This window comes from Photobacterium kishitanii (assembly GCF_000613045.3).
In the GTDB taxonomy this organism is placed as follows: Bacteria; Pseudomonadota; Gammaproteobacteria; order Enterobacterales; family Vibrionaceae; genus Photobacterium; species Photobacterium kishitanii.
In genome coordinates this window covers 549,923-574,612 of the sequence record NZ_LN794353.1, presented here as the reverse complement: position 1 = coordinate 574,612, position 24,690 = coordinate 549,923, and the positions used below count along the sequence as shown (strand labels likewise).

General features: G+C 36.4%; 23 protein-coding genes. 10 read left to right on the top strand and 13 right to left on the bottom strand.

Translation table 11 applies throughout. From position 1 onward, the window contains the following. Window positions 1–132: 132 nt before the first annotated feature. The gene (locus PPBDW_RS17885; RefSeq protein ID WP_036791062.1) at window positions 133–912 is read right to left on the bottom strand and encodes a RelA/SpoT domain-containing protein; all 780 of its coding nucleotides are present in this window, start codon (window positions 910–912) and stop codon (window positions 133–135) included. Between the two features lie 224 nt (window positions 913–1,136). Then, window positions 1,137–1,835 carry a nucleotidyltransferase family protein gene (locus PPBDW_RS17880; RefSeq protein ID WP_054262166.1) on the bottom strand — a complete coding sequence of 233 codons (699 nt, stop codon included), beginning with the start codon at window positions 1,833–1,835 and terminating at the stop codon, window positions 1,137–1,139. Between the two features lie 317 nt (window positions 1,836–2,152). On the opposite strand from PPBDW_RS17880, the gene PPBDW_RS17875 reads away from it, so the two are divergent. Beyond that, window positions 2,153–2,482 (top strand): hypothetical protein, encoded by a 330-nt coding sequence (locus tag PPBDW_RS17875; RefSeq protein ID WP_036791060.1) that lies wholly within the window; start codon window positions 2,153–2,155, stop codon window positions 2,480–2,482. Between the two features lie 53 nt (window positions 2,483–2,535). Here the strand turns inward: PPBDW_RS17875 and PPBDW_RS17870 are convergent, their stop codons facing one another. After that, the gene (locus PPBDW_RS17870; RefSeq protein ID WP_036791057.1) at window positions 2,536–2,895 is read right to left on the bottom strand and encodes a HopJ type III effector protein; all 360 of its coding nucleotides are present in this window, start codon (window positions 2,893–2,895) and stop codon (window positions 2,536–2,538) included. A 75-nt stretch (window positions 2,896–2,970) separates the two neighbouring features. Next, window positions 2,971–3,363: a DUF2750 domain-containing protein gene (locus PPBDW_RS17865; RefSeq protein WP_036791054.1), complete on the bottom strand. Its 393-nt coding sequence runs from the start codon at window positions 3,361–3,363 to the stop codon at window positions 2,971–2,973. A 410-nt stretch (window positions 3,364–3,773) separates the two neighbouring features. On the opposite strand from PPBDW_RS17865, the gene PPBDW_RS17860 reads away from it, so the two are divergent. Then, window positions 3,774–5,120, top strand: coding sequence for a sigma-54-dependent transcriptional regulator (locus PPBDW_RS17860; protein WP_036791052.1), 1,347 nt, complete (start codon window positions 3,774–3,776; stop codon window positions 5,118–5,120). On the opposite strand, the gene PPBDW_RS17855 is transcribed toward PPBDW_RS17860, so the two are convergent. Together PPBDW_RS17855 and PPBDW_RS17850 are read right to left on the bottom strand one after the other, a co-directional pair. After that, window positions 5,121–6,041 carry an endonuclease/exonuclease/phosphatase family protein gene (locus PPBDW_RS17855; RefSeq protein ID WP_181950655.1) on the bottom strand — a complete coding sequence of 307 codons (921 nt, stop codon included), beginning with the start codon at window positions 6,039–6,041 and terminating at the stop codon, window positions 5,121–5,123. It abuts the gene before it with no gap. A gap of 137 nt (window positions 6,042–6,178) precedes the next feature. After that, the gene (locus PPBDW_RS17850) at window positions 6,179–7,285 is read right to left on the bottom strand and encodes a GGDEF domain-containing protein (RefSeq protein WP_036791049.1); all 1,107 of its coding nucleotides are present in this window, start codon (window positions 7,283–7,285) and stop codon (window positions 6,179–6,181) included. A 320-nt stretch (window positions 7,286–7,605) separates the two neighbouring features. On the opposite strand from PPBDW_RS17850, the gene nrdD reads away from it, so the two are divergent. The 4 genes from nrdD (at window position 7,606) to PPBDW_RS17830 (ending at window position 13,097) form a co-directional block, all read left to right on the top strand. Then, window positions 7,606–9,741 carry an anaerobic ribonucleoside-triphosphate reductase gene (nrdD, locus tag PPBDW_RS17845; protein WP_036791046.1) on the top strand — a complete coding sequence of 712 codons (2,136 nt, stop codon included), beginning with the start codon at window positions 7,606–7,608 and terminating at the stop codon, window positions 9,739–9,741. A gap of 114 nt (window positions 9,742–9,855) precedes the next feature. Next, window positions 9,856–10,329: an anaerobic ribonucleoside-triphosphate reductase-activating protein gene (gene nrdG / locus PPBDW_RS17840; protein WP_036791043.1), complete on the top strand. Its 474-nt coding sequence runs from the start codon at window positions 9,856–9,858 to the stop codon at window positions 10,327–10,329. A 349-nt stretch (window positions 10,330–10,678) separates the two neighbouring features. After that, window positions 10,679–12,733, top strand: coding sequence for an EAL domain-containing protein (locus tag PPBDW_RS17835; RefSeq protein WP_036791041.1), 2,055 nt, complete (start codon window positions 10,679–10,681; stop codon window positions 12,731–12,733). Between the two features lie 100 nt (window positions 12,734–12,833). Then, window positions 12,834–13,097 carry a DUF2960 family protein gene (locus PPBDW_RS17830; protein WP_036791038.1) on the top strand — a complete coding sequence of 88 codons (264 nt, stop codon included), beginning with the start codon at window positions 12,834–12,836 and terminating at the stop codon, window positions 13,095–13,097. Window positions 13,098–13,151: 54 nt separating this feature from the next. Here PPBDW_RS17830 and PPBDW_RS17825 read toward each other — a convergent pair whose 3' ends face one another. Both PPBDW_RS17825 and rarD read right to left on the bottom strand, forming a co-directional pair. After that, window positions 13,152–13,526 (bottom strand): nucleotide pyrophosphohydrolase, encoded by a 375-nt coding sequence (locus tag PPBDW_RS17825; RefSeq protein ID WP_036792883.1) that lies wholly within the window; start codon window positions 13,524–13,526, stop codon window positions 13,152–13,154. 85 nt (window positions 13,527–13,611) lie between these two features. After that, window positions 13,612–14,517, bottom strand: a complete 906-nt coding sequence (gene rarD, locus PPBDW_RS17820; protein ID WP_036791035.1) for an EamA family transporter RarD — start codon at window positions 14,515–14,517, stop codon at window positions 13,612–13,614. 343 nt (window positions 14,518–14,860) lie between these two features. Here rarD and PPBDW_RS17815 point away from each other — a divergent pair, with 343 nt between their 5' ends. After that, the gene (locus tag PPBDW_RS17815; protein ID WP_036791032.1) at window positions 14,861–15,214 is read left to right on the top strand and encodes a DUF2750 domain-containing protein; all 354 of its coding nucleotides are present in this window, start codon (window positions 14,861–14,863) and stop codon (window positions 15,212–15,214) included. Between the two features lie 536 nt (window positions 15,215–15,750). Next, complete coding sequence (locus PPBDW_RS17810) at window positions 15,751–16,275, top strand: NlpC/P60 family protein (protein WP_243423028.1); 525 nt, start codon at window positions 15,751–15,753, stop codon at window positions 16,273–16,275. Window positions 16,276–16,339: 64 nt separating this feature from the next. Here PPBDW_RS17810 and PPBDW_RS17805 read toward each other — a convergent pair whose 3' ends face one another. The 3 genes from PPBDW_RS17805 to PPBDW_RS17795 form a co-directional block, all read right to left on the bottom strand. Then, window positions 16,340–16,891, bottom strand: a complete 552-nt coding sequence (locus PPBDW_RS17805) for a thioredoxin domain-containing protein (RefSeq protein WP_036791029.1) — start codon at window positions 16,889–16,891, stop codon at window positions 16,340–16,342. Continuing rightward, a complete protein-coding gene (locus PPBDW_RS17800; protein ID WP_036791026.1) occupies window positions 16,891–18,993 on the bottom strand; it encodes a protein-disulfide reductase DsbD family protein in 2,103 nt (700 codons plus the stop codon). Before PPBDW_RS17800 ends, PPBDW_RS17805 begins: the two co-directional genes overlap by 1 nt. Window positions 18,994–19,255: 262 nt before the next feature. After that, window positions 19,256–19,807 carry a hypothetical protein gene (locus PPBDW_RS17795; protein ID WP_036791023.1) on the bottom strand — a complete coding sequence of 184 codons (552 nt, stop codon included), beginning with the start codon at window positions 19,805–19,807 and terminating at the stop codon, window positions 19,256–19,258. A gap of 531 nt (window positions 19,808–20,338) precedes the next feature. On the opposite strand from PPBDW_RS17795, the gene PPBDW_RS17790 reads away from it, so the two are divergent. Together PPBDW_RS17790 and rimK are read left to right on the top strand one after the other, a co-directional pair. Further along, window positions 20,339–20,803: an ATP-dependent zinc protease family protein gene (locus PPBDW_RS17790; protein WP_054262164.1), complete on the top strand. Its 465-nt coding sequence runs from the start codon at window positions 20,339–20,341 to the stop codon at window positions 20,801–20,803. A 5-nt stretch (window positions 20,804–20,808) separates the two neighbouring features. Beyond that, a complete protein-coding gene (gene rimK, locus PPBDW_RS17785) occupies window positions 20,809–21,711 on the top strand; it encodes a 30S ribosomal protein S6--L-glutamate ligase (protein ID WP_036791019.1) in 903 nt (300 codons plus the stop codon). A 61-nt stretch (window positions 21,712–21,772) separates the two neighbouring features. Here rimK and PPBDW_RS17780 read toward each other — a convergent pair whose 3' ends face one another. Both PPBDW_RS17780 and PPBDW_RS17775 read right to left on the bottom strand, forming a co-directional pair. Then, window positions 21,773–23,302: a phospholipase D family protein gene (locus tag PPBDW_RS17780; RefSeq protein WP_036791016.1), complete on the bottom strand. Its 1,530-nt coding sequence runs from the start codon at window positions 23,300–23,302 to the stop codon at window positions 21,773–21,775. Between the two features lie 211 nt (window positions 23,303–23,513). Further along, window positions 23,514–24,587: a Preprotein translocase subunit SecY gene (locus PPBDW_RS17775; protein ID WP_080888867.1), complete on the bottom strand. Its 1,074-nt coding sequence runs from the start codon at window positions 24,585–24,587 to the stop codon at window positions 23,514–23,516. Window positions 24,588–24,690: the final 103 nt, after the last annotated feature.

Genomic DNA, 24,690 nt, shown 5'->3' with positions numbered 1-24,690 from the left:
ATATTTAAAGAGGGATAGATTTAAGAAAGGGGATTTTTTATGTTCAAATGGAATTATATAGTCTAAAAGCCCGCTCGATTTTTTGTTCTCAATATTCGATCTCGGGCTCTATTGTTTCAATAAATATAAATGTTATGCGGCTTGAGGTTGCAGATAACCTAACCATGCTGTTTGGTAAAGCTGGTGAGATTGTTGTCGTAGCTTATTAATCTGTGCTACTTCAAACTCAGATAATGGACGTTGTTGTTGTAATGCTGCACGTTCAATTCGCTGAATTTTTTCGTAGAGATCGTGCTCAGGGCCATTTTTAATCGTTGATATATTATTTAAATGTAGTTGAACTTCAGTAATAACCTGACTGTTAGGTAGGCGTACCAGCACATTTAAATCACGGTAGCCTGATGACGTTGGATTTTTAAAGCGATTTTTCACACTTACGATTGTTGCTTCTTTTGCCAGTAATTCATAAGCTTGAACTAATGCTGGAATATTTTTAGCAACAATAGATCCTCGTGCAATATCGGTGATTTTATCTACTTCACCTCGTAATTCAGTCGTGATTTTTTGTTGAGAACGTTGTGCTGATTTAATATTAGGAATAATAATATTGGTTGTAGATGCAAGGCTGACAGTCTGAAGTAATGTCTGTAATTCAATTTGTGCGTCAGTCGCTGCTAAATAAAGATCGTCAAAATTTTTAAATGGTTGACGTAGATTATCATCTTTCCATGATTGGATACTGTATAAGCCACTTAAGTCACGTTGAAAGGCTTTACGACTTGCTTGTGTTTGACGCGTTTGTGATTGGTCGTGGGTATTAAATGCGGGAGTAATAGCTGGCGCAGCCACAACAGAGCGGCTGAGCATGCAAAAAAGAACAAAACTTGTACGTAAAACAGATTTTATGTCCATTAAACAACTCCTAAAAATATTGCAGTGCAATATCAAAACATACTAAAACGGGCATAACTAAAAAGTTTGTATGTAGAGTGTTGGTTGTTATCTATTATCTGTTCACATAGTAATAACTTTACCCTGAATGGGAATTGAATACTGTGCTGGTATTCATATTTTTGAATTATTTATTACAGCATATTTACATTATTCATAACCACATACAATCTCCGCATCAATGATTAACTTGCTAAACAGTTATTGCCCATATAATGCTGCCACACACGGTGATAGAGATGCTGTGATTGCTGACGTAATTTTTTAATTTTTTGGTGTTCTAATTCATGTAGCAAGCGTGATTCAGTCATTGCTTGACGTTCGATTTTTTGAATTTGCTCATAAATTGAGTGTTCAACGCCATTTTTTATTGAGGCTATCTTTTTGAGATGCAATTGTATCTCGGCAATAAAATGGCTGTTTGGTAACCGTATTAATAGTTTAATATCACGATAGCCAGAATCTGTTGGTCGACTAAAGCGGTTTTTAACACCACAAACATCGGTATATTGTATTAAATAATCGTAAGCTGAGATTAAATTATCAATATTAGTAGCAACAATTGAGCCACGTACGAGATCCGTTAATGCTTCGGATTTGCCATGTAGTTCAGTTGTGATTTTTTGTTGGGCACGTATTCGAGACTTTTGACCGGGGAGAATTGCGTGGCAATCAGTACGTAACGCAGATTTTTTAATTAGTTGGTTAAGTTCTATTTGCGCGAATTTAGCGTGTTCATACAATGCCTCAAATTGTTGATGAGGTTGTTGAATGTTGTTATAGCGCCAATCGTTAATAAGACTAAGGCGGTTGGGCGTAGCGCAGTTATGCACGATAGAACGCACATTGTGCATCGCTATTTGAGAATATGAAATCGTAACCATTTTCACTCCTTAAACCTATCTTTAGCAAATGGCAGCTAAGTAGGCATTTTCAATGAACATCCTGTTCTGACGCTAAATATAATGCTTTTATTAATATAATCAACAATATTTTGCATCATAATTATAACTTTTTTGCTACATGTGGGTTTTGTTCGAAATGTGGTTATTAAATAGACTAAAAATGCGGCATAGTAACAAGATAGCTGTCAATATTTGACGTAATGAGTAACAATTATTGAAAGTTGTTTAACGCAGTAACCATATGATATCTAGTTAATAGGTGTTGTGTTTAGAGAAATATTTTTTAAGGAAAAAAAATGCAGGAAAATTTACTAATTGGTTTCGTTGTAATTTGGCTAGGACTAACGGTGGGGAGTGTGATGCTATTCCAACGTGGTAATGATGTGGCTAAAAAGCGTCGATTATGGCCAATTTATACTGTGTTTAGTAATGTTGTAATTGGTGGTTTCATTATCTTTATGCAACCACCAGTAGCATGGATGATCGCAATATTGATTTTATTAGTACCCGTAACATTACTTACAATCCGATCAACAAAGTTTTGTGATAGTTGTGGTCAGGCTAGCCGTTCTCCTTTTTTTATGAAGCCGCCACAAAAATGCAGTCACTGTAAAAAACCATTGTAGGTGTATTTCTATTATTATATAAAGTCATTAGGTATGAATTGACTTAATGGCTTTTATATTGCTGTTTTTAGTGTGAGAGGAAAATGGTCAAAAGTGATCCCTTCCCAGCTAGATAGCATAAATTGACGAATATTTTGATGATCGGTATGTTGAGGATGTTGAAGTACATCCTTACGGTAAAATGCACCAAAACAGGCTAAAGTTTCAGTTTGTGATAGTTGGTGTAAGTATGCAAACGCAAATATTTTGCATGACCCTTCGTTAGTGCCTGCTTGATTGATGATCATATTATTTGCCAGGCCGTTAGTAAACCGTACGGGTTGATAGTGATAATGTTTACTGATGGTAGCAATAACATCGTTAAAATCAACACTAGCTGGTGTTTGTTTAATTTGTTCGATAATAGTATTCAAAATATACCTTATTAGATGCTGGGCGTTTAAAAATAAGGCCAGCTTAATGCTAGCCTATTAGGTACTTTGATCTAATTAGCGACGCTTATTCGCTAATGTTTTTAATTCATAATCAAATTCATCAGGATAGATCACTAGACCTTCTTGTTCAGGAATTGGGAATACGACTAATGCAAGTTCGTCATCTTCAAGGCCGTGAGTCCAACGGCTATGCCATTTATTTAATGAGATAGCTTCTGCTTTACATGTTTCCCATTCACCGGTTGCCCATGCTTCTGCAAATTCTTTATTCGGCCATACAGGTACGCAATCTTCATCATCAGTATTGAGCATAACGCAACCATGTTCATCGGTAAGAATCCATATTTCACGGTTGGCAACCACTTCTTTCACTAAGTGTTTGTAACGTTTTTCACTATCAAAGCTCAAAATTGTTTCAATCATTGCAGCATCTAATGGAGTAGACATACTGTCGTCCTATTTATTACATATCATTATTTAGGCAAGGATAAAACAAAAGTAGGGTAAGGTCTCGTATTATCCTTGCTTTTTTGCTCATCATCATGGTTTATTTTATTCCGTTGATGTCTATATAATTGTATTTTAATGCATATTTAAATGTATAAAAAAACAATAAAGTTCAATATTTTCTTTTTTCTTTCTTTTTTTAAAGTAAATAATTTATATGACTATTTTTATCTTAAATATTCTTAATACTATGAAATATAACAAATATATAAAATATTATATTATTAATGAATTTCAATTGGTATATTTTTATTGCTATTCTTATCGTTGATACAATGCAAAATACATTGTTGTTACCTATATTTTTTAATATAAATCGAGAATGGCTATTTTCTTAAAGGGTGACTCTAATGGTAGCTATAAATGATAAAAAAAAGAGTAATGGACGTTTGATTGCTATGGGGTGTACTTATGAACCTTGGATTGCATTGTTAGAGCAAGCTGGTTGGAAAACCCATTGTTGTTATGATTTGCGAACAGCTGATGCAATATTAGAAGAGTATAGTCCATGTGTTTGTATTGTTGATTTGAGCAATAATGATTTTAGCTTAAATAGTATTTCCCAGCGTGCAAATAAAACAAAGCATGTTAAATGGATAGCAATAATAAAAAAAGAGCAATTAAGAATTGATTCTATTTGCCAATTCATTAATAACTTTTGTGTTGATTTTTTTTCAACACCAATACCCTCAAGTCAATTATTAGACACGGCAGGTCATCAGCTAGGGATGTTGGATATTGAGTCAACGTCTTGGATTGATGCCAATCATCAATGTGAAATTGGATTATATGGTGAGTCTAAATCGATTAAACACCTAAGAGATATGGTAAAAAGAGTTGCCATGACTGATGTTAATGTTCTTTTGAGTGGCGAACAAGGGGTTGGGAAAGAACTTATCGCAAAGACGATTCATAATTTAAGTAAACGTCGTAATGACGATATAGTTGTAATTAATTGCTCTTCATTATCAGAAGATGATCAACGCACTGCTTTTTTAGATCCACTTCGGCATACAAATTCGAATGATATTATTACTAATGGGACGGTGCTATTCAATGGTATCGAAGAGCTTTCTAAGCCATTACAGTTAAAATTGCTTAATTATTTACAACAACCAGAAAATGAAAAATTAAATGACCAAGGTTTTTTTGATGTACGTGTGATTACTTCATCAAGTATTGATTTAGAACTAGCGGTTAAAAATGATAACTTTAATAAAGAACTTTATTATCGGTTGAATGTCTTTCATGTTGTAGTACCTACATTAAGAGAACGTGGTGCTGATATTATTTTATTAGCTGAGTATTATTTGCAAAAATACTCTAAGGAATATAATACGCTCGCAATGCATTATAGTGAAGAGGCCAAGCAACTATTACTTCGATATAACTGGCCAGGTAATGTTCGTGAACTAATCAATCAAGTTAAGCGGGTTTCATTATTAAATGATAGTAATGAAGTTAGTTTGGATCATTTTGATTTACCGAAGAAAAATAATATTAAACAAAGTTTACGAACGATTAAAGATGAAGCCGAAAAGGATGTATTAGTCGCTATGCTTGAGGCACACAAGGGGCAAGTAGCATCTGCGGCGAAAGATCTTGGCGTATCACGGGCCACGATGTACCGTTTACTCAATAAGCATAATATTATTCCTGATGTACGTTATTGTAATGGTGGGTACGCAACTGATTAGTTATGTATGTGACGAAGAATGAACCGCTAATGTAAACAACAATGGACAGTGATCACTGAGTGTAAATTGTGATATTTGCTGTTTATCATACTGAATCTGACGTTGATCAAGAGCTTTAATATTTGTGGTCGTAAAAAGATGATCGATGAGAGCTCTGTAGGTACGATAACGGGTTACTCTGCTGGCTAACTTTACCGTACAATTAGCACTAATTGCAGCAGAAACGTGGCGGATAGTTGTTGGATCGTTAGTAATTTTATCGATAAATGTTTTACCGGATTTAATGCGGTGGTTAAAATCACCAACAATGATGAAAGGTTGTGATCTTGCTTGTTGAGTACTAACCCAATGCTTAATCAGTTTAAGTTGCTGAGCCAGGGTTTTACATGATTTATCTTTTTGTTGGGCTAATTGTTTAGCCGTAAAACAACCTGATTTTAGGTGAAGGTTAAGTAAAATAATTGATTGTTTATTAATGGTAATACGTATCATACTGCCATAACGTAATTTGTTGTTAAAAGGGATTGAATTACCTGCTGCGATAGCTGGAGAGCTTAGTTGTGATAAATCAGTTATATCTTCAATATCAATACCATGCTTAATCGCAAACCCTGTGTATTGATTATTTATTTTAAAACTATCTTGTGGACTATTGGTTCGTGAGGAAAGATATATTTTATAGTGTTGTTGATTGATTACTCGGTATAAAGCCTCGGTACTATCTACCTCTTGAAATGCGAGGATGTCGGGTGAATGAATGGTAAATAGTTGTTTTAAGGCTTGATAATCTGCCGCTGAGCGTACAATAGGTGATTTGGGATTTAGTGATAGCCATTGCATATTCCAACTCATGAGAGTGAAAGGTTGCGCGTAGCTATCGCTTATTGGCAGTAATAGTAGTAACAAGGCGAAAATAGGCATAGTTATTATCATCATGATTGGCTTGATATTGACTATGCCTGATCTGTTTTAAATACTTAATTATTTATAGTTTGTGAGTATCCATAGTATGGCGCTAGTTACTATTTAGAGTAATAATGCCTTAACACTTTTCATTTTTATGTGCCGTAATATTGGTTACGTCCTAATTCCTTCGCTTTATAAAGATAGCTATCAGCAACATCAATTAATTGACTAGGAAGTTGATTTGCTTTCAATGTGGCAATACCTTGGCTGACGGTGACTGTTTGACTAATATCAGAGCTTGGATGGGTAATCGCTAAGCCTGCTACATTTTGTTGAATACGGTGAGCAACACAACGTGCGCCTTGGTTATCAGTATTTGGCAGTAAGACCACAAATTCCTCACCACCGTAACGAGATACGGTATCAGTATTCCTCAATAAACTACTACTGATTGTTGTCGCCACTGACTTTAAACACATATCACCTTTAACATGTCCGAGGTTGTCGTTAAAAAGCTTAAAATAGTCAATATCAATTAAGATAATCGAAAGTGGATGATGGTAATGTTTAGCATTTATAATTTGTTTATTAATTGCAAAATCAAAAAAACGACGATTATTAATTTGTGTCAACTGATCAGTAAAAGATATTTTTGCCAGTTGTTTTAGCAAACGTTTATTGTCATGTTCTTGTTTAATACGAGCAGTGAACCATTTAAAGAGTAGTTGTCGGCCTGATTCAATAATGATTATGGTAATAGCGAGTTTGGTGAAAGCAAAAAGTAGGTCAAATCGAGGATCTTCAATACTATACCAAGTGGTAAAAATTAAAATAGGGATCGTTGCGAGATAAACCGCGGTACGATAGGCATAAAAACTAAGTAGTACGACAAGAAATAACAGATTACCTACAATTTCAACAATAACATAGGCATGACCTAAGTTATTAAGGTTGATAATAGCACCTCCCCACGTTAATCCGAATAACAAAGCATAACTAGATGAAACTATTTTGTAATGCTGAAGGGTTTTATTGTGGGCAAAAAAGAGCCATCCGAGGGCAAAGAGTAGCGCTTGAATACTAAAACCCACAGTGGTTAATAATAAATTATTATTTTTGGTGTTAAAAAAATCGATCCAAATAACAACGGTAATGAGCATTATCGTGATTAAAGAAATTTTAGATGCCCAAATAAAACCAATACGAAGATTTTTAAATATCGTGTTATCAATGCGCGTATTGAGTGATGACAAATCCATGTGTTACATCCATGATTACTGAATAGAGGATAGTCTCAAGAATTGCACGAAAGGCAAGTAATTTTTTAAAAATATTGAATGAATGTGATGATAAATTTATTGACAATAGGGTTTATAAATAAGCTTACATTCAAAAATTTGTGGCGCTTCATAATCATCGTTCACAAGACAAACTGCTCGTGCTATAAATTGATCTCGATCAAGGTTTCTTTGCGCCAGATCGCGCCTAATACACCACATCTTGTTGCCGCTTATAAATAGAACACTATATTTTGTGTTTAAGTGACAGTGTCATTTTTCTGTGATTTTAGGAGCCTTGTGTGAATCCTGTAGTAATAAAGCGTGATGGTTGCCGTGTATCCTTCGATGTTTTACGCGTAAAAGAAGCTGTTCTTGGGGCAGCAAATTCCATCAGCGATTCAGAGTGTCATACAATGGATGAGGCTTATGCTACCTCAGTAGCTGAAGCGGTATTAGCGCAATTTGCTGATACAGAGAATGTTGATATTCATGCTATTCAAGAAGCGGTAGAAACACAGCTTATGGCAGGCCCACACAAGATTGTAGCTCGTGCTTATATTGAATATCGTCATGATCGTGATATTTCTCGTGAGAAGAAAAGTCGCCTGAATAATGAGATCCGTGGCTTAATTGAGCAAAGCAATGCTTCATTGTTAAATGAAAATGCAAACAAAGACAGTAAAGTGATTCCGACACAACGTGATCTGCTTGCTGGTATTGTTGCTAAGCATTATGCAACTCAGCATTTGTTACCCCGTGATATTGTTAAAGCACATGAAAACGGTGAGATTCACTACCATGATTTAGATTATTCACCTTTTTTCCCAATGTTTAACTGTATGCTGATCGATCTAGACGGCATGTTAACGCATGGCTTTAAAATGGGTAACGCAGAAATTGATACACCTAAATCAATTTCTACAGCAACAGCAGTAACTGCTCAAATTATTGCACAAGTTGCAAGCCATATTTATGGTGGTACAACGATTAACCGTATTGATGAGGTGTTAGCACCTTATGTTACCGTTAGCTATGCTAAGCATTTAGAGGTAGCGACAGAGTGGGGGATTGCTGATCCGATTGCTTTTGCACAAGCGCGTACTCATAAAGAATGCTACGACGCATTTCAATCACTAGAATATGAAGTAAACACGCTTCACACCGCGAATGGTCAAACTCCTTTTGTAACATTTGGCTTTGGTTTAGGTATATCGTGGGAATCGCGTTTAATTCAACAATCTATTCTTAAAAACCGTATTGCAGGTTTAGGTAAAAATCATAAAACAGCAGTATTCCCGAAGCTTGTTTTCGCAATTAAAGATGGTCTTAACCATAAACAAGGCGATGCTAACTACGATATTAAGCAATTAGCGTTAGAGTGTGCATCTAAGCGTATGTATCCTGATATTTTAAACTATGACAAATTGGTTGAAGTAACAGGTTCGTTTAAAACTCCAATGGGTTGTCGTAGTTTCCTTGGTCCTTATGAAGAAAATGGTGAACTGATTCATGAAGGCCGAAATAACCTTGGTGTAGTCAGTATTAACTTGCCACGCATTGCTTTAGAGGCAAAAGGTGATGAAGCGCGTTTCTTTGAAATTTTAGATGAGCGCTTGGCATTATCTCGTCGTGCTTTGGATACTCGTATTACCCGTTTAAATGGTGTAAAAGCGCGTGTAGCTCCTATCCTTTATATGGAAGGCGCATGTGGTGTGCGTTTAAAAGAAGATGATGATGTATCAGAAATCTTCAAAAATGGTCGTGCTTCAATTTCACTCGGTTATATCGGTATTCATGAAACAGTGAATGCGTTATATGGCAATAAGACCCATGTTTATGATAGTGAAATGTTACGAGAAAAAGCGGTAGCTATTGTTCAACGCTTACGTGACGCAACAGATGCATGGAAGGAAGAGTCTGGTTATGGCTTTAGCCTTTATAGCACCCCAAGTGAAAATTTATGTAGTCGTTTCTGTGCAATTGATACCAAAGAATTTGGTGTGGTTGACGGTGTAACGGATCGTGGTTTTTATACCAATAGCTTCCATCTAGATGTTGAGAAAAAAGTTAATCCATATGACAAGATTGACTTTGAAATGGCATATCCAGATATCGCGAATGGTGGTTTTATTTGTTACGGTGAATACCCAAATATTCAGCATAATCTTGAAGCATTAGAAAATGTCTGGGATTACAGTTATACCCGAGTACCATATTACGGTACTAATACGCCTATTGATGAATGTTATGATTGCGGCTTTACTGGTGAGTTTGATTGTACAAGTAAAGGTTTTACTTGCCCTAAGTGTGGTAACCATGAGCCATCACGAGTTTCTGTAACGCGTCGTGTATGTGGTTACTTAGGTAGTCCTGATGCTCGTCCATTTAACTTTGGTAAGCAAGAAGAAGTTAAACGTCGCGTTAAGCACATGTAACCATTATTAATAACGTTGTCTAGTTATAAAACAAGAAGTGCTTTAGGGCACTTCTTTTATTTGTAAGCGTTGGTTGAATTATTCGACGCTAGCTTTAGTTAATCGAGATCGAAAATGAATTACCACAATTATTACCCTGTCGACATTGTTAATGGTCCGGGTACTCGTGTAACACTCTTTGTTTCTGGTTGTGTGCATCAATGCAAGGGATGTTATAACCAAAGTACATGGCGTCTAGATGCGGGTCATCCGTTTACCCAAGAGATGGAAGATCAGGTTATTAATGACCTTAATGATACGCGTATTAAACGTCGTGGCTTATCACTTTCTGGCGGAGATCCTCTTCATCCTAAAAATGTTGCGGCTGTATTGAAATTAGTACAACGTGTACGTCGAGAGTGCAGTGGAAAAGATATTTGGCTATGGACGGGGTATTTATTATCTGAGCTCACAGTTGAACAACAACAAATTGCTAACTTAATTGATGTGATGGTTGATGGGAAATATGACCAAACGCAACGAAATCCTTCTTTGGTATGGAAAGGAAGTGAGAATCAGGTTATTCATTATTTTAAGATCGATAATTAATAGTAGGTTATTAAGTAACCGAGACTCGCTATGGTTAAGTGGTTTTTTGTAAAAAGTATGTTATCTAAGTGTTTTTAGTTGTGTGTTTTATGGACTTATCCACTGTTTCTGTGCATAACTATGGGAAAAGGCGGTGAATGGTTACTGGCTTACATTGCTGCAGTTGAGCTTTTTTCTCTGTATGTGGAATATATTGAACGTTTTTTATAGCTAATCATTGATTTTTAGATGAAATTTGTTTGTTCATTTATTTAAAAATGACTATATTTGAGATGATTATTTTTACAATATAGTTACCTTTAATTATATCTATTTAGTTTAAGCGTTTAGTATAGAAGCAGAAAATATTATGCCAATGTTTAAAAAGATGTCTTATTTATCTGCGAATAAATATCTGGTTGCAGTTTCGAATGTTTTTTTAATGGCATTACCGCTGGTATTAATTTCGACATTTTGTGACCTAGTTGCACTTGTTTGTGATCATTTCAATTTTAATGATTTTGGTCAAACAGTACATTATGTCGGCCAAACAACAGGGATTATGATTCCCATTTTGGTCAATTTCTATTTAGCTACTTATTTATCAGCAGTGAAGCGTGTTCCAAAGGGAACGGTGATCGCAACATCATTAACGGTATTTTTTATTGTTTCTTATCAATGGAATTTAATATCACCATTAATTCCTTTACCAAATAACTTTCCAATATCATTACTGACTGCGTATATTTCTTGTGAAATTATTGCTAAGCTAAAAAATACTAGAGTATTTAAAATAAAATCGGATGATTCATTTATTGATATTTCTATGAGTATGTTGGCAGGTTCAATTGCCACTATTTCAATGGTACTATCTATAAGTTTCTTATTTCGTAAAATATTTGAACAGGCATCAACATTAATTTCTTGGTCACTTATTCCCCGCTTAGATCCAACCTCATTTTTTGATGGACTCATTTATGAAGTGTTACGTGGTTTATTGTGGTCAATAGGGATTAATGGTCATAATATTCTGCACACTTATAAAACAGAACTCTATAATGTTACTATGTTAAATATTACCGAGTGGCATAATTTTGGTGCGGATCTTAATATATTAAGTACTAATTTTTATGACTTTTTTACTGGTATCGGTGGTAGCGGCAATATGCTAAGTTTAGCTATCTGCATGCTGTTTTTTGCGAAAAGTAAAGGTTATAAAGTATTGGCTAAGGCAGCTTTGTTGCTCTGCCTTTTTAATGTTAATGAGCCAATTTTATATGGTGTTCCTATCATATTTAATCCGGTTATGATTATCCCATTTTTATTAGTGCCTGCGGTGAGTTTTGTTATTGCTTATGGTGCTATTTATATTGGTATTGTGCCACATTTAACTGAAGTCCATAGCTGGTTAATGCCACCGATTATTAGTGGTTATGTGGCAACGGGTGGTTCAATAGCTGGTGCTTTATTACAATTACTATTAATAGTGCTTGGTATAGTTATATATTTACCATTTTTTAGATTAATGGATAAACGTAGTTTAGGTATTGGTGTTTCAGATATATTTTCTAATCGTTTATTTACCAGTGATGAAATTGAGGTTAAAACACGTTTAACCAGTTTTATCCCTTCATTGCATAATAATCTTACTGCTCAACGAGAAATTGAAAAACTACAGGCGGAAGGTGAGTTTATTCTTTATTTTCAGCCTCAAGTAGATATAAAAAATAATAAAGTGAGTGGGTGTGAAGTATTAATTCGTTTTAGGAATCACCAAGGGCAGATTTTGCCACCTACATTTATACCTGCTTTTAATCAGTTAGGATTAATGCCTGAACTCGATTTATGGGTGCTAGATAAAGCGATAAAAGCAGCGGAAAGATTTATTGTTGTTAACCCTAACCTCAAATTATCGATTAATATTTCACCGGATACAGTGCTTTCAAAAAATTTCGTTGAAACTCTTAAAAATCGTATTATTGGTAGTTCGTTGTCTTTTTGCCATATAGAACTAGAATTTACCGAAGAGTTATTGATTTTAGATGAGACTAAAGTCACTCAGGTGATGTCACAATTACAACATTTAGGTATTTCTGTAGCGTTAGATGATTTTGGTACTGGATATTCATCACTGGCTTACTTATCACGCTTTGAATTTAATAAGGTTAAGATTGATCGCTCTTTAGTTTTGAACCTTGATAGTCAACGTGGCAAAGAGTTATTCAAAATAGCCGTTCAATTGGGGAAGATTACTCAGGCAGATATTGTGGTTGAGGGCGTGGAGCAGCAAGCTGAATTAGATTTCATTGCTTCATTAGGTGTACGTTATATCCAAGGTTTTTATTTTTATAAGCCAATGGCTGAAGATGAGCTATTTCAACGTGGCTTACTCACTTCACAACAGTGTGAAGTTGTTGATAATTAACACGCTGTAAAGTAAATCGTTACAGTAAAGACGGTTCTACTTCCATCTTGAGCCCTTATACGGTAAATTCGCTCTCCTTTTATGCTCTATTGGGGACGTTATGTCACGTACTATTGTTTATACCTACAAAGAAGAAGAAAAGCGTTTAATTTTCTCTTTTGATATACACCGTAACATTCATGAAGCGGTAGCTGCTGCTGAAGGTATTGATTTAACGACATTCCTAAAAATGGAGCAGCAAGTTGAAGCTGTATCGACCTGTAGTAAAGCAGGACGAGAATATCGTGATAGTTACTTTCGTAAGTTAGGTTTTGGCAAAATAGCTTTAGCTAAAAAAGAAAACCGCGGTGTCGGCGAAAAGTAAATTATTTATGAAAAGCTGGCCTAGAGTCAGCTTTTTTATTGTTAGTGAGTGACACTAATCTAATTCGTTATATTTCTTTGCGGAACCATAGCATTTACTAATTGGGTACTTCGCTGCGTTTTGTTGGATCTTTTGTTGACACGCTTGCATCACATCGATATTACATTTATCGGCTAATCGTAGTAAATACATCATGACATCAGCGATCTCTTCACTGGCATGCTGTTTCTTTTCTAAAGATAACTGCTGGCTTTGTTCTGGGGTTAACCACTGAAAAATTTCTACTAGTTCTCCTACCTCACCACTTAATGCCATCGCTAAATTTTTTGGAGTATGAAATTGATCCCAATCTCGTTGTTGAGCAAATTCAGCAAGAGCGCATTGTAATTGTTTAATTTCTGAGTCAGGGCTAGTTGTGGTCATTATCATAGTAGACATAGTGAAGTTTGTTACAGCATAAACGCAAACATCGCTAAAAACACGGTGTTTGCGTTGGTATCAAAAAATAAAATGGTTAATGGTCTGATATTGTTACTTTCTTACGTCGAGATAAAGGCGGTAAAGCTTCTAGCGTACAGAAAACTAAACCTAGCCAGATCAGGCCAAAGCTGATGGCCTTGGTATGATCAAATACTTCACCAAATAAGAATACCGCTAATAAAAGTTGCAAGCTTGGTTCAATATATTGCATTAAACCTACCATCGTCAGGCTAGTACGATTCAGGGCCAAGGCAAAAAATATCAATGGCGCTACGGTAACTGGAGCTGCTCCTGCATACAATAAAAATGTAGTGGTGCCTGAGGTAAGAGCAACACTATCACCATTAAAATATAGCCATACCATATAAATAAGGGCAAAAGGGGTCAGTACTGCGGCTTCTATCATGACAGATGTAAGTGCATCATATTTGATGTATTTTTTTGTTAAACCATAGATGGCAAAAAAACTGCCCATAATTAAAGAAAGCCAAGGTAATTGACCGTATTGCCATACCTGATAGCCAATGCCTAAAATAGCCAAAATAACAGCAATAACTTGTGCTTTGGTGAGTCTTTCTTTTAAGAAAAACATTGCAAGAGCAATGGCAAACAAAGGGTTGATAAAATAGCCTAAACTCGCAGCTAGTACTTCGCCATGAGTGATCGCCCATGTAAAGGCATACCAAGAAACACTCATTATAACGCCCGCAATACCGCACATCAGTAATGATTTTTTATCAGCAACGATATCTTTTATCGCCGGAATGGGTTGCCGAAGTAATATCATCACGATGAGCATTACAGGAACCGAAAAAATAAGTCTTAATGCAAGTAATTCATTGGTATTTGCTTGAGGTAAATATTGGTAATAAAGAGGTAATATTCCCCATAGAACAAATGAAAATGCCGCAAGCATATTACCTGCTCGATGTGATTGCATGTTAACACCTAAGATAGAGAGTGGTTATTGCCTCAATGTCATTGCAATATTGAGGAGCTATTTTGATGAATGATCAATAGTGGCACTCAGAGCCCTAGATACCATCCTGGTGTGAAGTGATAACATTCATCGTTATTCTGTCATTGAATTTTTATAAGTCAATATACACAGTGAAGAAAAGCGGCTTATTGATGCTGTTCATTTTTTATCGTTGCTGTACAGTGAATCATTACTAAATAATAATGCTGCTAAGGTGTTTTTTTTGATAAAATATCTAGGTAGGGTAAGGTTGATATATTTAACCGATAAAGCCAGATTATGGCATTTTGATTGAGAGAAAATAATGACTAAATTAACTGCAGATATCCAAGCAAATAAAGCTTTGTTCGTAACAGAAACACAAGCAACACGCGTTGTTTGGAGCCTTCGTAACGAAGAGGGTGATTGGTTATCTGTTGCCTCTTCTGAATTTGAAGACTCTGAAGTGATGCCATTTTGGTCAAATGAAGCCGATGCTAAAATGCAATGTGCTGATGAGTGGGCTGAGTTTCAACCGAGTGAACTACCACTAGACATTTTTCTTGAAGATTGGATGATCACTCTAGTAGAAGATGGTGTTTTAGTTGGTTTGAACTGGAATGACTCACTTGAAGGTGTAGAGTTAGAGCCTTCAGATGTAGCTAAGCTTTACCTATAATTGTTTATTTAATATAAAACGTTGACCCTATGAATAATAATGAAATATTTCGTTTCCTTATTTTCATAGGGTTTTATGTTATTGATAATTTGGCTATTTACAAGATGGCGTGAATTGTCTCTAATACTGATATTAAAGCTCTAGCATTAAATATCAAAAGATTTACAGTAGGATCTGATGACATTTCATCATGTTTGTCTCTTCTATTGTATTAATTTTGGCTTGCACTTCTGTGTGAGCTTTTTTTTGATATTTTTATCAATTGTAATGAATTTTTGTTTATATTCCTCTATGCGCTTAGCCACCAATTAGCAATGCACCTTTATTGTCTAATTGTATGCTGTTGTTCAGCTTACATTCTTGAATGGCATAACTCTTCGTGTATTATCGGGTAGATTAGATAGTAATATATGGAACAATTGAATCAATACCACAGTTATTGGTTATGGTTTACGCTAGTATAGTGAATGTAACGATAACATTTGATTAGTTGTATTAAACATATTTATTTCCACCGAAGGATTGTAGGATAAATAGTGAAAAACGGATTAATTACAAAAAAAACGATATTAATTTTATTTGTCTTATTAGCAAGTGTTGGCTGTTCTTCAACACCTGCTATGAATGACACTGCAACAACTAAGTCTCTAACGCCGCCGCCTAAGTTAAAAACAAAACCTGCATTACCGTTGAATAACGGCGTATTTGATGGTGTCTATCACAACTGGAAAGGAACACCGTATCGTTATGGCGGTGAGTCGAAGAAAGGTATCGATTGTTCGGCATTTGTGCAGGTCGGTTATTCCAGTGTTTATCAAAAGCTGCTACCAAGGACGACATTAGAATTAGTCAAAAAAGGTAAACAGGTTAAACCTAATGCGGCTAAGGAGGGGGATTTAGTCTTTTTCCGAACCGGACGTAATACACGCCATGTGGGGATTTATTTAGGTAATTCAGAATTTCTACATGCCTCGCAATCAAAAGGCGTTATTATTTCTCGATTAGATAATCCATATTGGAAACGTCATTTTTGGCAAATACGGCGATTAAATAAATATTAAAAAGAAACCCAGCTACCCATAACTTTTTTATTTGAAAGAGTATATAAAGTCGCTGGGTTTTTTATTATTTCATGTCAACCCATGCTAAGCGGGCGAGTAATCCAGGAGGAGTGACTAAACCTGCGGTTGTACTTTGAATTTTACCATTCTTAATGATTAAAATAGTCGGTGCTCTAGAGAGTTTCCATTGCTTCGTTAATAAATTGCTATTGATATTTACAACCGGGAAATCATATCCTTTCATATTTAGATAGGCATGTAAGCGGCGATCATCACCGGATTGCATCGCGATTGTGACTACCTTGATATTTAACCATGATTGATTATTAATCCAGTTAATCATCGGCGATACTATTTTACAGCTACCACACCATGTTGCCCATGCATACACAAGTACAGTTTGATCATAGCTATCTTTAAAGATATCGACCTTTTGACCATCAATTGTGGTGAAGGCTTGCTGGGTTGCTGCAGATACTTGCATTTGATTTAAATGACGATTACGCCACATTTCTAATGCTGTACTAGCAATTGTAAACATAATTATAAAAATAATAATGCTTTTGAGCCATCCTCGCCATTTATGGCGAGGTGATTTGTTGATATTTGATGACATTATTTACCTGCTTTTTTTAGTGCATTAAGAACGCTATCACTTGATAAAATAACGGGAAGCTCAATGCCTTTAGGTGCATTCGGACCGTAAACGATATTAAACGGTACTCCAAAGCGGCCATGTGATTGTAGAAAGCCAGTAACGTAATCTGAAGGTTTAGTCCAATCGCCACGCATTAATACAATATTTTTACTATCTAAGGCCGAATAAACAGGCTCTTGTAAAATCACGCCCATTTTGTTGGCTTTACAAGTAATACACCATTGTGCAGTTACATCGACAAAAACTGTTTTTCCTTGCGCTACTTCCGTTGCTATTTGGGCTGTATCTAATGGGATCCAATGATGATCGGCTGGTAGCGGTGTTGCCCATTTATTAGCAGTTAAACTTCCAGTAAATAAGCTAGCACCTGCGCCAAGTAACATTACAGCTAAGGTGATAATAACTGTTTTACGGCCTTTCTTTCGTCCTAGTAACCATAAAATAATCACTAAGATTACAGCACCTAATCCCCATACTGTAGCCGTGTTAAAGAAGCTAGTCATCAAGCTCAATAGCCATACTGATGTTGCGAGCATCATTAGGCCGAATAGCGTTTTAACACGATCCATCCATAAGCCTGGTTTTGGCATTAATGCTGCTAACTGTGGGAAAATGGCAATTAATAACCACGGTGCAGCCATACCGATAGCAAGTGCTGTAAAAATAGCAAATAAAGTCACTAAATCTGCGCCTAATGCAAACGCAACGGCTGTGCCTAAAAATGGTGCACTACACGGTGTTGCTAGTAAGGTCGCAAACATGCCTTGAATGAAATGCCCAAAATGAGAATTATCTCCTTTGGTGGCTAGCCAAGTGTTGGTATTGCTTGAAAGACGAATTTCAAACAAGCCCAGCATATTGGCACCAAATAGCACCGTAATAGCAATCATGGCAGCAATAAACCATGGGCTTTGGAATTGAATTCCCCATCCAAGAGCCTGACCCGATAATTTCATTGCAGCAAGAAATAGAGCTAATAACCAAAATGAAACAATAATTCCAGCAGCAGATGCTAAGAATTGGGTGCGAATTTGACGGCGAGCTAATCCTTGAGCAGAGATAACACTGCTTAATTTCATCCCTAATACCGGTAAGACACACGGCATAATATTAAGAATAAGGCCACCGAGTAAGGCTAATCCAATAATCTTTAGAAGGTTGTTACCCGAAGTTGGGATATTAACGGGTATATCAGTCGCCTTTGCGGTCATTTCAACGGCAATATCATGATCACCAATAGTCACATGCAGTGGTTGCCCCACTAATTTGGGTGTACCAAACCAACTAGTGACAGGTAATGTCGCGTAAAGTGTATTACCTTCTATAGTTGTGGCTGATTTAAGGAATGAGGTGTCTTTAGCGGCTTGCGAATCACCATCAATAATTACATCGGGCTGCTGCCATCCCGTGGTATTAGTCGCTACAACTGTTACTTGTTTTTCGGCTTTGTTATAAGAGAGGCTATTTAAAGTGACTGTTGGAGATGGTTTGGGTACCTGACTTTCACCTTTGTTATATAAAAACATCGCTTCTGTCGATGGCATTAACTTACTTGGGATAAAGTCGAATGAAAGTTCGTAATCGGTTAGTACGCAAATGCTAGTACATGACGACATAGTTAATTTGCCAGCGAGGAATACTGGTTTATTCATATCTTTGATATGAATTGAAAGTGGGAAGATAACGTCATGCTTGTAACCAAGCGTTTCAACACCTAAGAATTCATAGCGTTTGGGTAAAGGCCATTGCCAATCAACTTTAGCAATATTTGATGACATATCCCAATTTATAGAGGGAGCAACACCACCTTCGCCAGGTGAGCGCCAATAGGTTTTCCAATCAGTATCAAGTTTGACTTCTAGCAGACCTTGAACGGTATGTTTAGCGGGATCTTTTTGACCGGTAAGCATCAGTCTAACTTCAACTGGTGGATGTTGAGGGTTTTTAACCCAACCTGTCGTGTATTGCGGTGTAGCCGCTGCTATTGATGAAAAGGTAATGCCAAACCCAGTGATTAGTAAGGCAAAGGTTAAATAGAGGTATTGGTATAACTTTTTCAATCTAGAGCTCCAAGTAAACAACGTATAATGTGACGATATTTAGCGTTGTTCGATATATGATTCTTTGTGTTGGGCCAAGGTACTATCTACATTAAAGCGATAAGTATTTATAATATTTCCTATGAGACCGACAATAAGTAGATTTTATTTCATTAAAGAGAAATACAGCCGTATTGTCGGTAATTTATGAAGTAAGGACAAGTCAGTAGCGCGGTTAAAGAAGGCAGTTAATGCTATTTTAAAGTTATAAGATATAACGCTGTTATACTTTTCTGAACAGTTGCTTGATGCGGGCGCGAAATTTCGCTTTGTTATGGTTTTTTCCTAAATAATATGATTGCATAAATTTACATCTGAGCGATTCTACTTCGATGTTAAGCTGTGTGGGTTGTACCGTCTGTTCACCATTAATTATGATGTGGCTTTGGGTTTCAGCTTGTTCGTTGCTGTAACTGTAATCAATACCTGAGGCACCTTGTACCATTAGCCAGAGATGTGTTACGGCAAGTAAGTAATGTTGATCTTGATGAGTGAAATTACGGGCATAATCGTTACCAATTGTATTATTAAGAACCGCTTTCATTTTTATTGCTGTAGTGTGTTGATGCTGCCATTGCTGATGCACTTGTTGATGATGTAACGTCATAAATCCAAGTAATAAGTCTAATAATGTACTATTTGGACGTTGTTGGCGGACATGCTCAAAATGCGCCGATGATGCTGAAATAAATTGTTCTAATTGCTGCTGGGTTGAAGCGTCAACAGGCAAGTCAGCCATGCCAAGTAATAGTAGTTGTTGTTTTAGTTCTGACATGTTTATACGTTTTTATTGATTAATAATGAAAGAGTAACATGAGTGAGGGTTGTAACTGAAAAGATTTAAATAGGATTGATAATCAGCTCTTTTTTATTGGAATTAAAATAATCAAAAATGGTCTTTTTATATACTAGTATTTTATTGTTATTGTATTCCGATATACTGAGGGCAGACCAATAGTTATGTTTGGGTGACTCTGCTACGAATAACAAAGGGATTCATCACTGTTATCACATTGAAACTTATTGCTTAATGAGATTAATAAAAAATCTTATATGGCTAATATGTGGTAATATATGCCACGATGATACTAAAAAACAGTCATCTAATGGTGGTTTTATCGCCGTTATTGGCACTGATTCAGGTCAATTCAGTGCTCAGTTAGTTAATGATTTCCTTATATATTGATAATAGTTTAATTAAAGTGCAGTTAGCTATTCATAATTAGAGACTACTGGTTTCGATTTTATATGCTGTATTTCAATAAAAGTGCTTTAGTTAGCTGTTAAGGAAGTTTGGGTTATTGTAATGATTAATAAAGAAACAATTGTGAATAAAAATAATAAATTTATTGTTGGTTGGCGCGAAGTTGCCGCTTTACCTGATCTTGGTGTTGATGATATTCATGTGAAAATTGACACAGGAGCACGTAGTTCTTGTCTTCATACATTCAAAATTGAAGAGTTTACTCAAAATGATGAATTGTGGGTGAAATTCTGGCTACATCCAATTCATAATAATACTGATATTGAACAGGTTTGTATGGCTAAAGTTGCTGACAAGCGTGTTGTGAGAAACTCTGGTGGCGATGAACAATTGCGCTACTTTATTGTTTCAACTATTGATTTTAATGGTCAACAATGGCCAATAGAAATATCGTTAACAAGCCGTGATAATATGGCTTTTCGAATGTTGCTAGGGCGAACCGCTATGCATGGTCGTATCATTGTTGATCCGGAAGCTTCTTACCTAATTCAAAGCAAGGAAAAGTAATAGTAATGAAAATCGGTATCTTATCTCGTAATCAGTCATTGTATTCAACGTCTCGCCTGATTGAAGCGGCAGAGCAACGTGGCCATGAAATCAAGGTGATTGATGCACTTCGTTGCTATATGAATATTAACTCACAAAAACCATCGATTCACTTTAAAGGTGAAGATTTAGTGGATTTTGATGCAGTTATCCCTCGTATTGGTGCATCAGTAACATTTTACGGTACAGCAGTATTACGTCAATTTGAAATGATGGGTGTTTATACCGTTAACGAATCTGTTGCAATTAGTCGTTCTCGCGATAAATTGCGCTCAATGCAGCTGTTATCTCGTAAATGCATCGGTATGCCTGTTACTGGTTTTGCAAGTAAGCCTGATGACGTTAAAGATTTACTTGATATGGTGGGTGGTGCGCCAGTAGTAATTAAGCTACTAGAAGGTACGCAAGGCATTGGTGTTGTTCTCGCTGAGACACGTAAAGCGGCTGAAAGTGTTATTGAAGCATTCATGGGCTTAAAAGCTAATATCATGGTGCAGGAATACATTAAAGAAGCTGGTGGTGCAGATATTCGTTGTTTCGTGATTGGCGATAAAGTGATTGCAGCAATGAAACGTCAAGGTGCAGAAGGTGAATTCCGTTCTAATCTTCACCGTGGTGGTAGTGCAGCATTGGTTAAAATTACTCCTGAAGAGCGTAAGACTGCGGTTGCTGCTGCGAAAATCATGGGATTAAGCGTTGCTGGTGTTGATTTATTGCGCTCTGAACGTGGTCCATTAGTAATGGAAGTTAACTCATCGCCAGGTCTTGAAGGTATCGAGAAAGCAACAGGTAAAGATATTGCTGGTATGATTATTGATTATATTGAAAAGCATGCATCTAAAAAAACAGTACTACGTACTAAAGGTTAATTAAATTTTGCTTTATAGATTAAAGCCCTTCATTGCCAAATGGTGATGAAGGGCTTTTTTTTTATAGTTGCTTTTCTATTGGCAGAATCCCAGCCAGCCAAGCGCCCATTTTTAACATTGCGCTACTGTCTGGCTCTGAGTCAAGCTGTTGACCATTGATATCATCAATCCAAATGATGTCATTGTTATTATCTAACGCTAAACGGTAAGCACTTTTCTCTAATAAGTTATTTAAATTATTATAAAAAACATCAGAGAATGGCTTGGAATCAACAAAGACGCCAAGTTCAGTATTAAGGTAGGCTGAACGAGGGTCAAAATTAAACGATCCAACAAAGACCTTGCTGCGATCAATAATAAACGTTTTAGCATGTAAGCTAGAACGAGAGCTACCTAGCCATGAATGCTTCTTTTTAAGTTCTGGGTTAATTTTGGTTTCGTAAAGTTTAACGCCACCTTTAAGCATGATTTGACGATATTTAGCATACCAACCGTGAACAGCAAAGACATCATTAGAGGCTAGTGAGTTCGTTACAATAGTAATGTTTAAGCCATTTTTAGCCGCTGCTGCTAATACAGTCGCGCCCGCTTCTGTTGGTACAAAGTACGGTGAAATTAATAAGAAATCTGTTTTTGCCTTGCTGATCATTGCGGATAATTGATGCAGTAATAAATCATCTTGGCTATTTTCTACTTTGTAAGGCGTATCATAAACCAGTTCTGCATCAGCCCAGTAGAAGGGTAGTGTTTGATTTAATAGCTTTTGTACCATTGGGTGTTGCTTTAATGAACGCGCATAATCAGAGCTCAAATATTGCTTCTGAGCTTGTTGCCATTGAGCTAACTGTGCTGTCGTTGGTAAATGTGCCTCAGAGACTAAGGCTTCGATAGGTGTTGCTGGTCTGCTGTTCCAGTATTCATCAAACTGACGTGAAATCTGAGGAATGATCTTTCCCATCATTAACAGGTCAAAATCACCAAACTCGACATTATCATTAGCTGAGAAGTATTCATCACCAATATTACGTCCACCGGTAATAGCAAATACACTGTCAGCAATAATGGATTTATTATGCATACGGCGATTGAGACGATCAAAGTCAGTTAAAAAGCTTAGTGGTTTAAAACTACGATTACCAAATGGATTAAACAACCGAACTTCTACATTTGGGTGCGCAGATAGGCTGGCTAAGGCTTGATCATCACGATTTTGCATATCATCTAATAATAGACGTACTCGTACACCACGCTCTGCTGCTTGATATAAGTACCAAGTGAGTAAGTTACTGGTTGCGTCATCACGGTAGATATAATATTGCACATCGATTGTTTTTTGTGCACCTTCAATGACAGCTAAACGAGCAAGAAATGCTGCTTGGCCATCACCAAGTGGGTAAAAACCTGTTTTATCAGGATTCGCTTGTGTGTAAGGACGCGTATGCTGATAAAAAGAAGTATTGAAATTATCGACATTACTGTGGGTTGCCGTTTTTAGAGTAGATAAAGGCTGTGCACATCCGACTAATGTTAAGGCACTGGTAGCAATAAGCGAATGAGTAAATATTTGCTTGAAACGACTAAAAGTAATCATTAAAAAACATTGTCCTGAGAAAAGTGCGCCGATTCTACCTGTAATTATAAATTTGTGCTTGAGATAAATAAACGGATGATTAATTTTGATTGCGAGATATTCTTATTACGAATTATCAGTTGATTAGATGTCATTGTTGACACTTTTTAGTGCAAAAAAGCCCAAAATAGAGTCTCTATTTTGGGCTTAAAGAATAGGCTGAATTGAACAATTAACTTGTTACAGCATCAGTACCATGCCATTGGTAATGGTTGTTGGGTTTTTTACTTACGATACCTTGAGTTAATAGTTCGTGAAAAATGGCATCGACTTCGTCAGTCGTTAGTTTTAGTAACTGACTAACGGCACGTTTACTGCAGTTAACTTGATTTTTAGTGAGTGCTTCTACAGCTTGCTCATAGGCTGTTTTTGGCGGCTCTGGTTCAACTTCTTCAACAATAATTTCATCTTCGTCACTAATATCGGTGATAGATGATGTGCCTATGGAAGAAGGATCAAAATGAGTTAGTAACTGCGGTTGATCCTGGACGTTATAACCATTGACCGATAGTAATTGCTGACGCTTAAATTGGTAGCGGAAACGATTTTCCTCACCGATAAGACCAACAAAAAATGCGGCAAAGAAATCAAGCAATACCGATAAGAAAATAACCAAGCCAAGTTGAGCAGCTTGATTACTAACATTGAATGTTGTTGCTAGGCTATCAATCAGTCCAAGTACTGAACCCTGACCAACAATTGGCGTTGTATCACGTTCAATTGCGATTTGCTGTTGCTGTTTACGTAGTGCTTCATTTTCTTTCTGGATACGTGTTACACCAGAAGCAATGCGCTCCATTTGGATGTACTTCTCAGCGGCAATATTATTTAGATCAATTTGCTTTTCAATCGCTTGAATTTGCATATTAAACGCATTGATTTTACTTTGCTGCACGTTCGCTTCACTGTGTGCTTTATTGGTTGCACTATTAATACCGCCAACAGAACCACCAATAGAAATAGCCGCTAGTACTGCATAAAACGTAAATGCGGTGAAAGTGCCGCTGTAATTACGGCGTGCTTTGCGTTCTCCAACTTCGTACCACGCAAAGAATTTACCCAATTCAAAAATGACTGCTAAGCCACCAAAGAGGAATTTCATCAGTGGGTCATCATCAATAGATAAAAACAACAATAGTGAGAACACGATTGAAGCGAGAATAGCGGCACCTGTGAAGCTGTAAACACTCCACATTGCGAAAATCCCTTTAGGGAAGCGTACTGGTATATTTTGGTTGAAATGCATAAAAATGTCTAAGTAAGGAGCATTTGTTCAGCTGGTCGCATTATAGCGGCAAGCATATAAAGGACTTCTAGGATACAGTAAAATGCTTGTTAACCCCTTATAA

Excerpts from the sequence above, each read along its gene's own strand:
- PPBDW_RS17835 (WP_036791041.1), top strand. The coding sequence starts at position 10,679 with ATGCCAATGTTTAAAAAGATGTCTTATTTATCTGCGAATAAATATCTG.
- PPBDW_RS17815 (WP_036791032.1), top strand. The coding sequence starts at position 14,861 with ATGACTAAATTAACTGCAGATATCCAAGCAAATAAAGCTTTGTTCGTA.
- rimK (WP_036791019.1), top strand. The coding sequence starts at position 20,809 with ATGAAAATCGGTATCTTATCTCGTAATCAGTCATTGTATTCAACGTCT.
- rarD (WP_036791035.1), bottom strand. The coding sequence starts at position 14,517 with ATGCAATCACATCGAGCAGGTAATATGCTTGCGGCATTTTCATTTGTT.
- PPBDW_RS17830 (WP_036791038.1), top strand. The coding sequence starts at position 12,834 with ATGTCACGTACTATTGTTTATACCTACAAAGAAGAAGAAAAGCGTTTA.
- PPBDW_RS17850 (WP_036791049.1), bottom strand. The coding sequence starts at position 7,285 with ATGGATTTGTCATCACTCAATACGCGCATTGATAACACGATATTTAAA.
- PPBDW_RS17780 (WP_036791016.1), bottom strand. The coding sequence starts at position 23,302 with ATGATTACTTTTAGTCGTTTCAAGCAAATATTTACTCATTCGCTTATT.
- nrdG (WP_036791043.1), top strand. The coding sequence starts at position 9,856 with ATGAATTACCACAATTATTACCCTGTCGACATTGTTAATGGTCCGGGT.
- PPBDW_RS17880 (WP_054262166.1), bottom strand. The coding sequence starts at position 1,835 with ATGGTTACGATTTCATATTCTCAAATAGCGATGCACAATGTGCGTTCT.
- PPBDW_RS17790 (WP_054262164.1), top strand. The coding sequence starts at position 20,339 with ATGATTAATAAAGAAACAATTGTGAATAAAAATAATAAATTTATTGTT.
- PPBDW_RS17795 (WP_036791023.1), bottom strand. The coding sequence starts at position 19,807 with ATGTCAGAACTAAAACAACAACTACTATTACTTGGCATGGCTGACTTG.
- PPBDW_RS17825 (WP_036792883.1), bottom strand. The coding sequence starts at position 13,526 with ATGATAATGACCACAACTAGCCCTGACTCAGAAATTAAACAATTACAA.
- PPBDW_RS17875 (WP_036791060.1), top strand. The coding sequence starts at position 2,153 with ATGCAGGAAAATTTACTAATTGGTTTCGTTGTAATTTGGCTAGGACTA.
- PPBDW_RS17865 (WP_036791054.1), bottom strand. The coding sequence starts at position 3,363 with ATGTCTACTCCATTAGATGCTGCAATGATTGAAACAATTTTGAGCTTT.
- PPBDW_RS17805 (WP_036791029.1), bottom strand. The coding sequence starts at position 16,891 with ATGTCATCAAATATCAACAAATCACCTCGCCATAAATGGCGAGGATGG.
- PPBDW_RS17855 (WP_181950655.1), bottom strand. The coding sequence starts at position 6,041 with ATGCCTATTTTCGCCTTGTTACTACTATTACTGCCAATAAGCGATAGC.
- PPBDW_RS17775 (WP_080888867.1), bottom strand. The coding sequence starts at position 24,587 with ATGCATTTCAACCAAAATATACCAGTACGCTTCCCTAAAGGGATTTTC.
- PPBDW_RS17860 (WP_036791052.1), top strand. The coding sequence starts at position 3,774 with ATGGTAGCTATAAATGATAAAAAAAAGAGTAATGGACGTTTGATTGCT.
- PPBDW_RS17885 (WP_036791062.1), bottom strand. The coding sequence starts at position 912 with ATGGACATAAAATCTGTTTTACGTACAAGTTTTGTTCTTTTTTGCATG.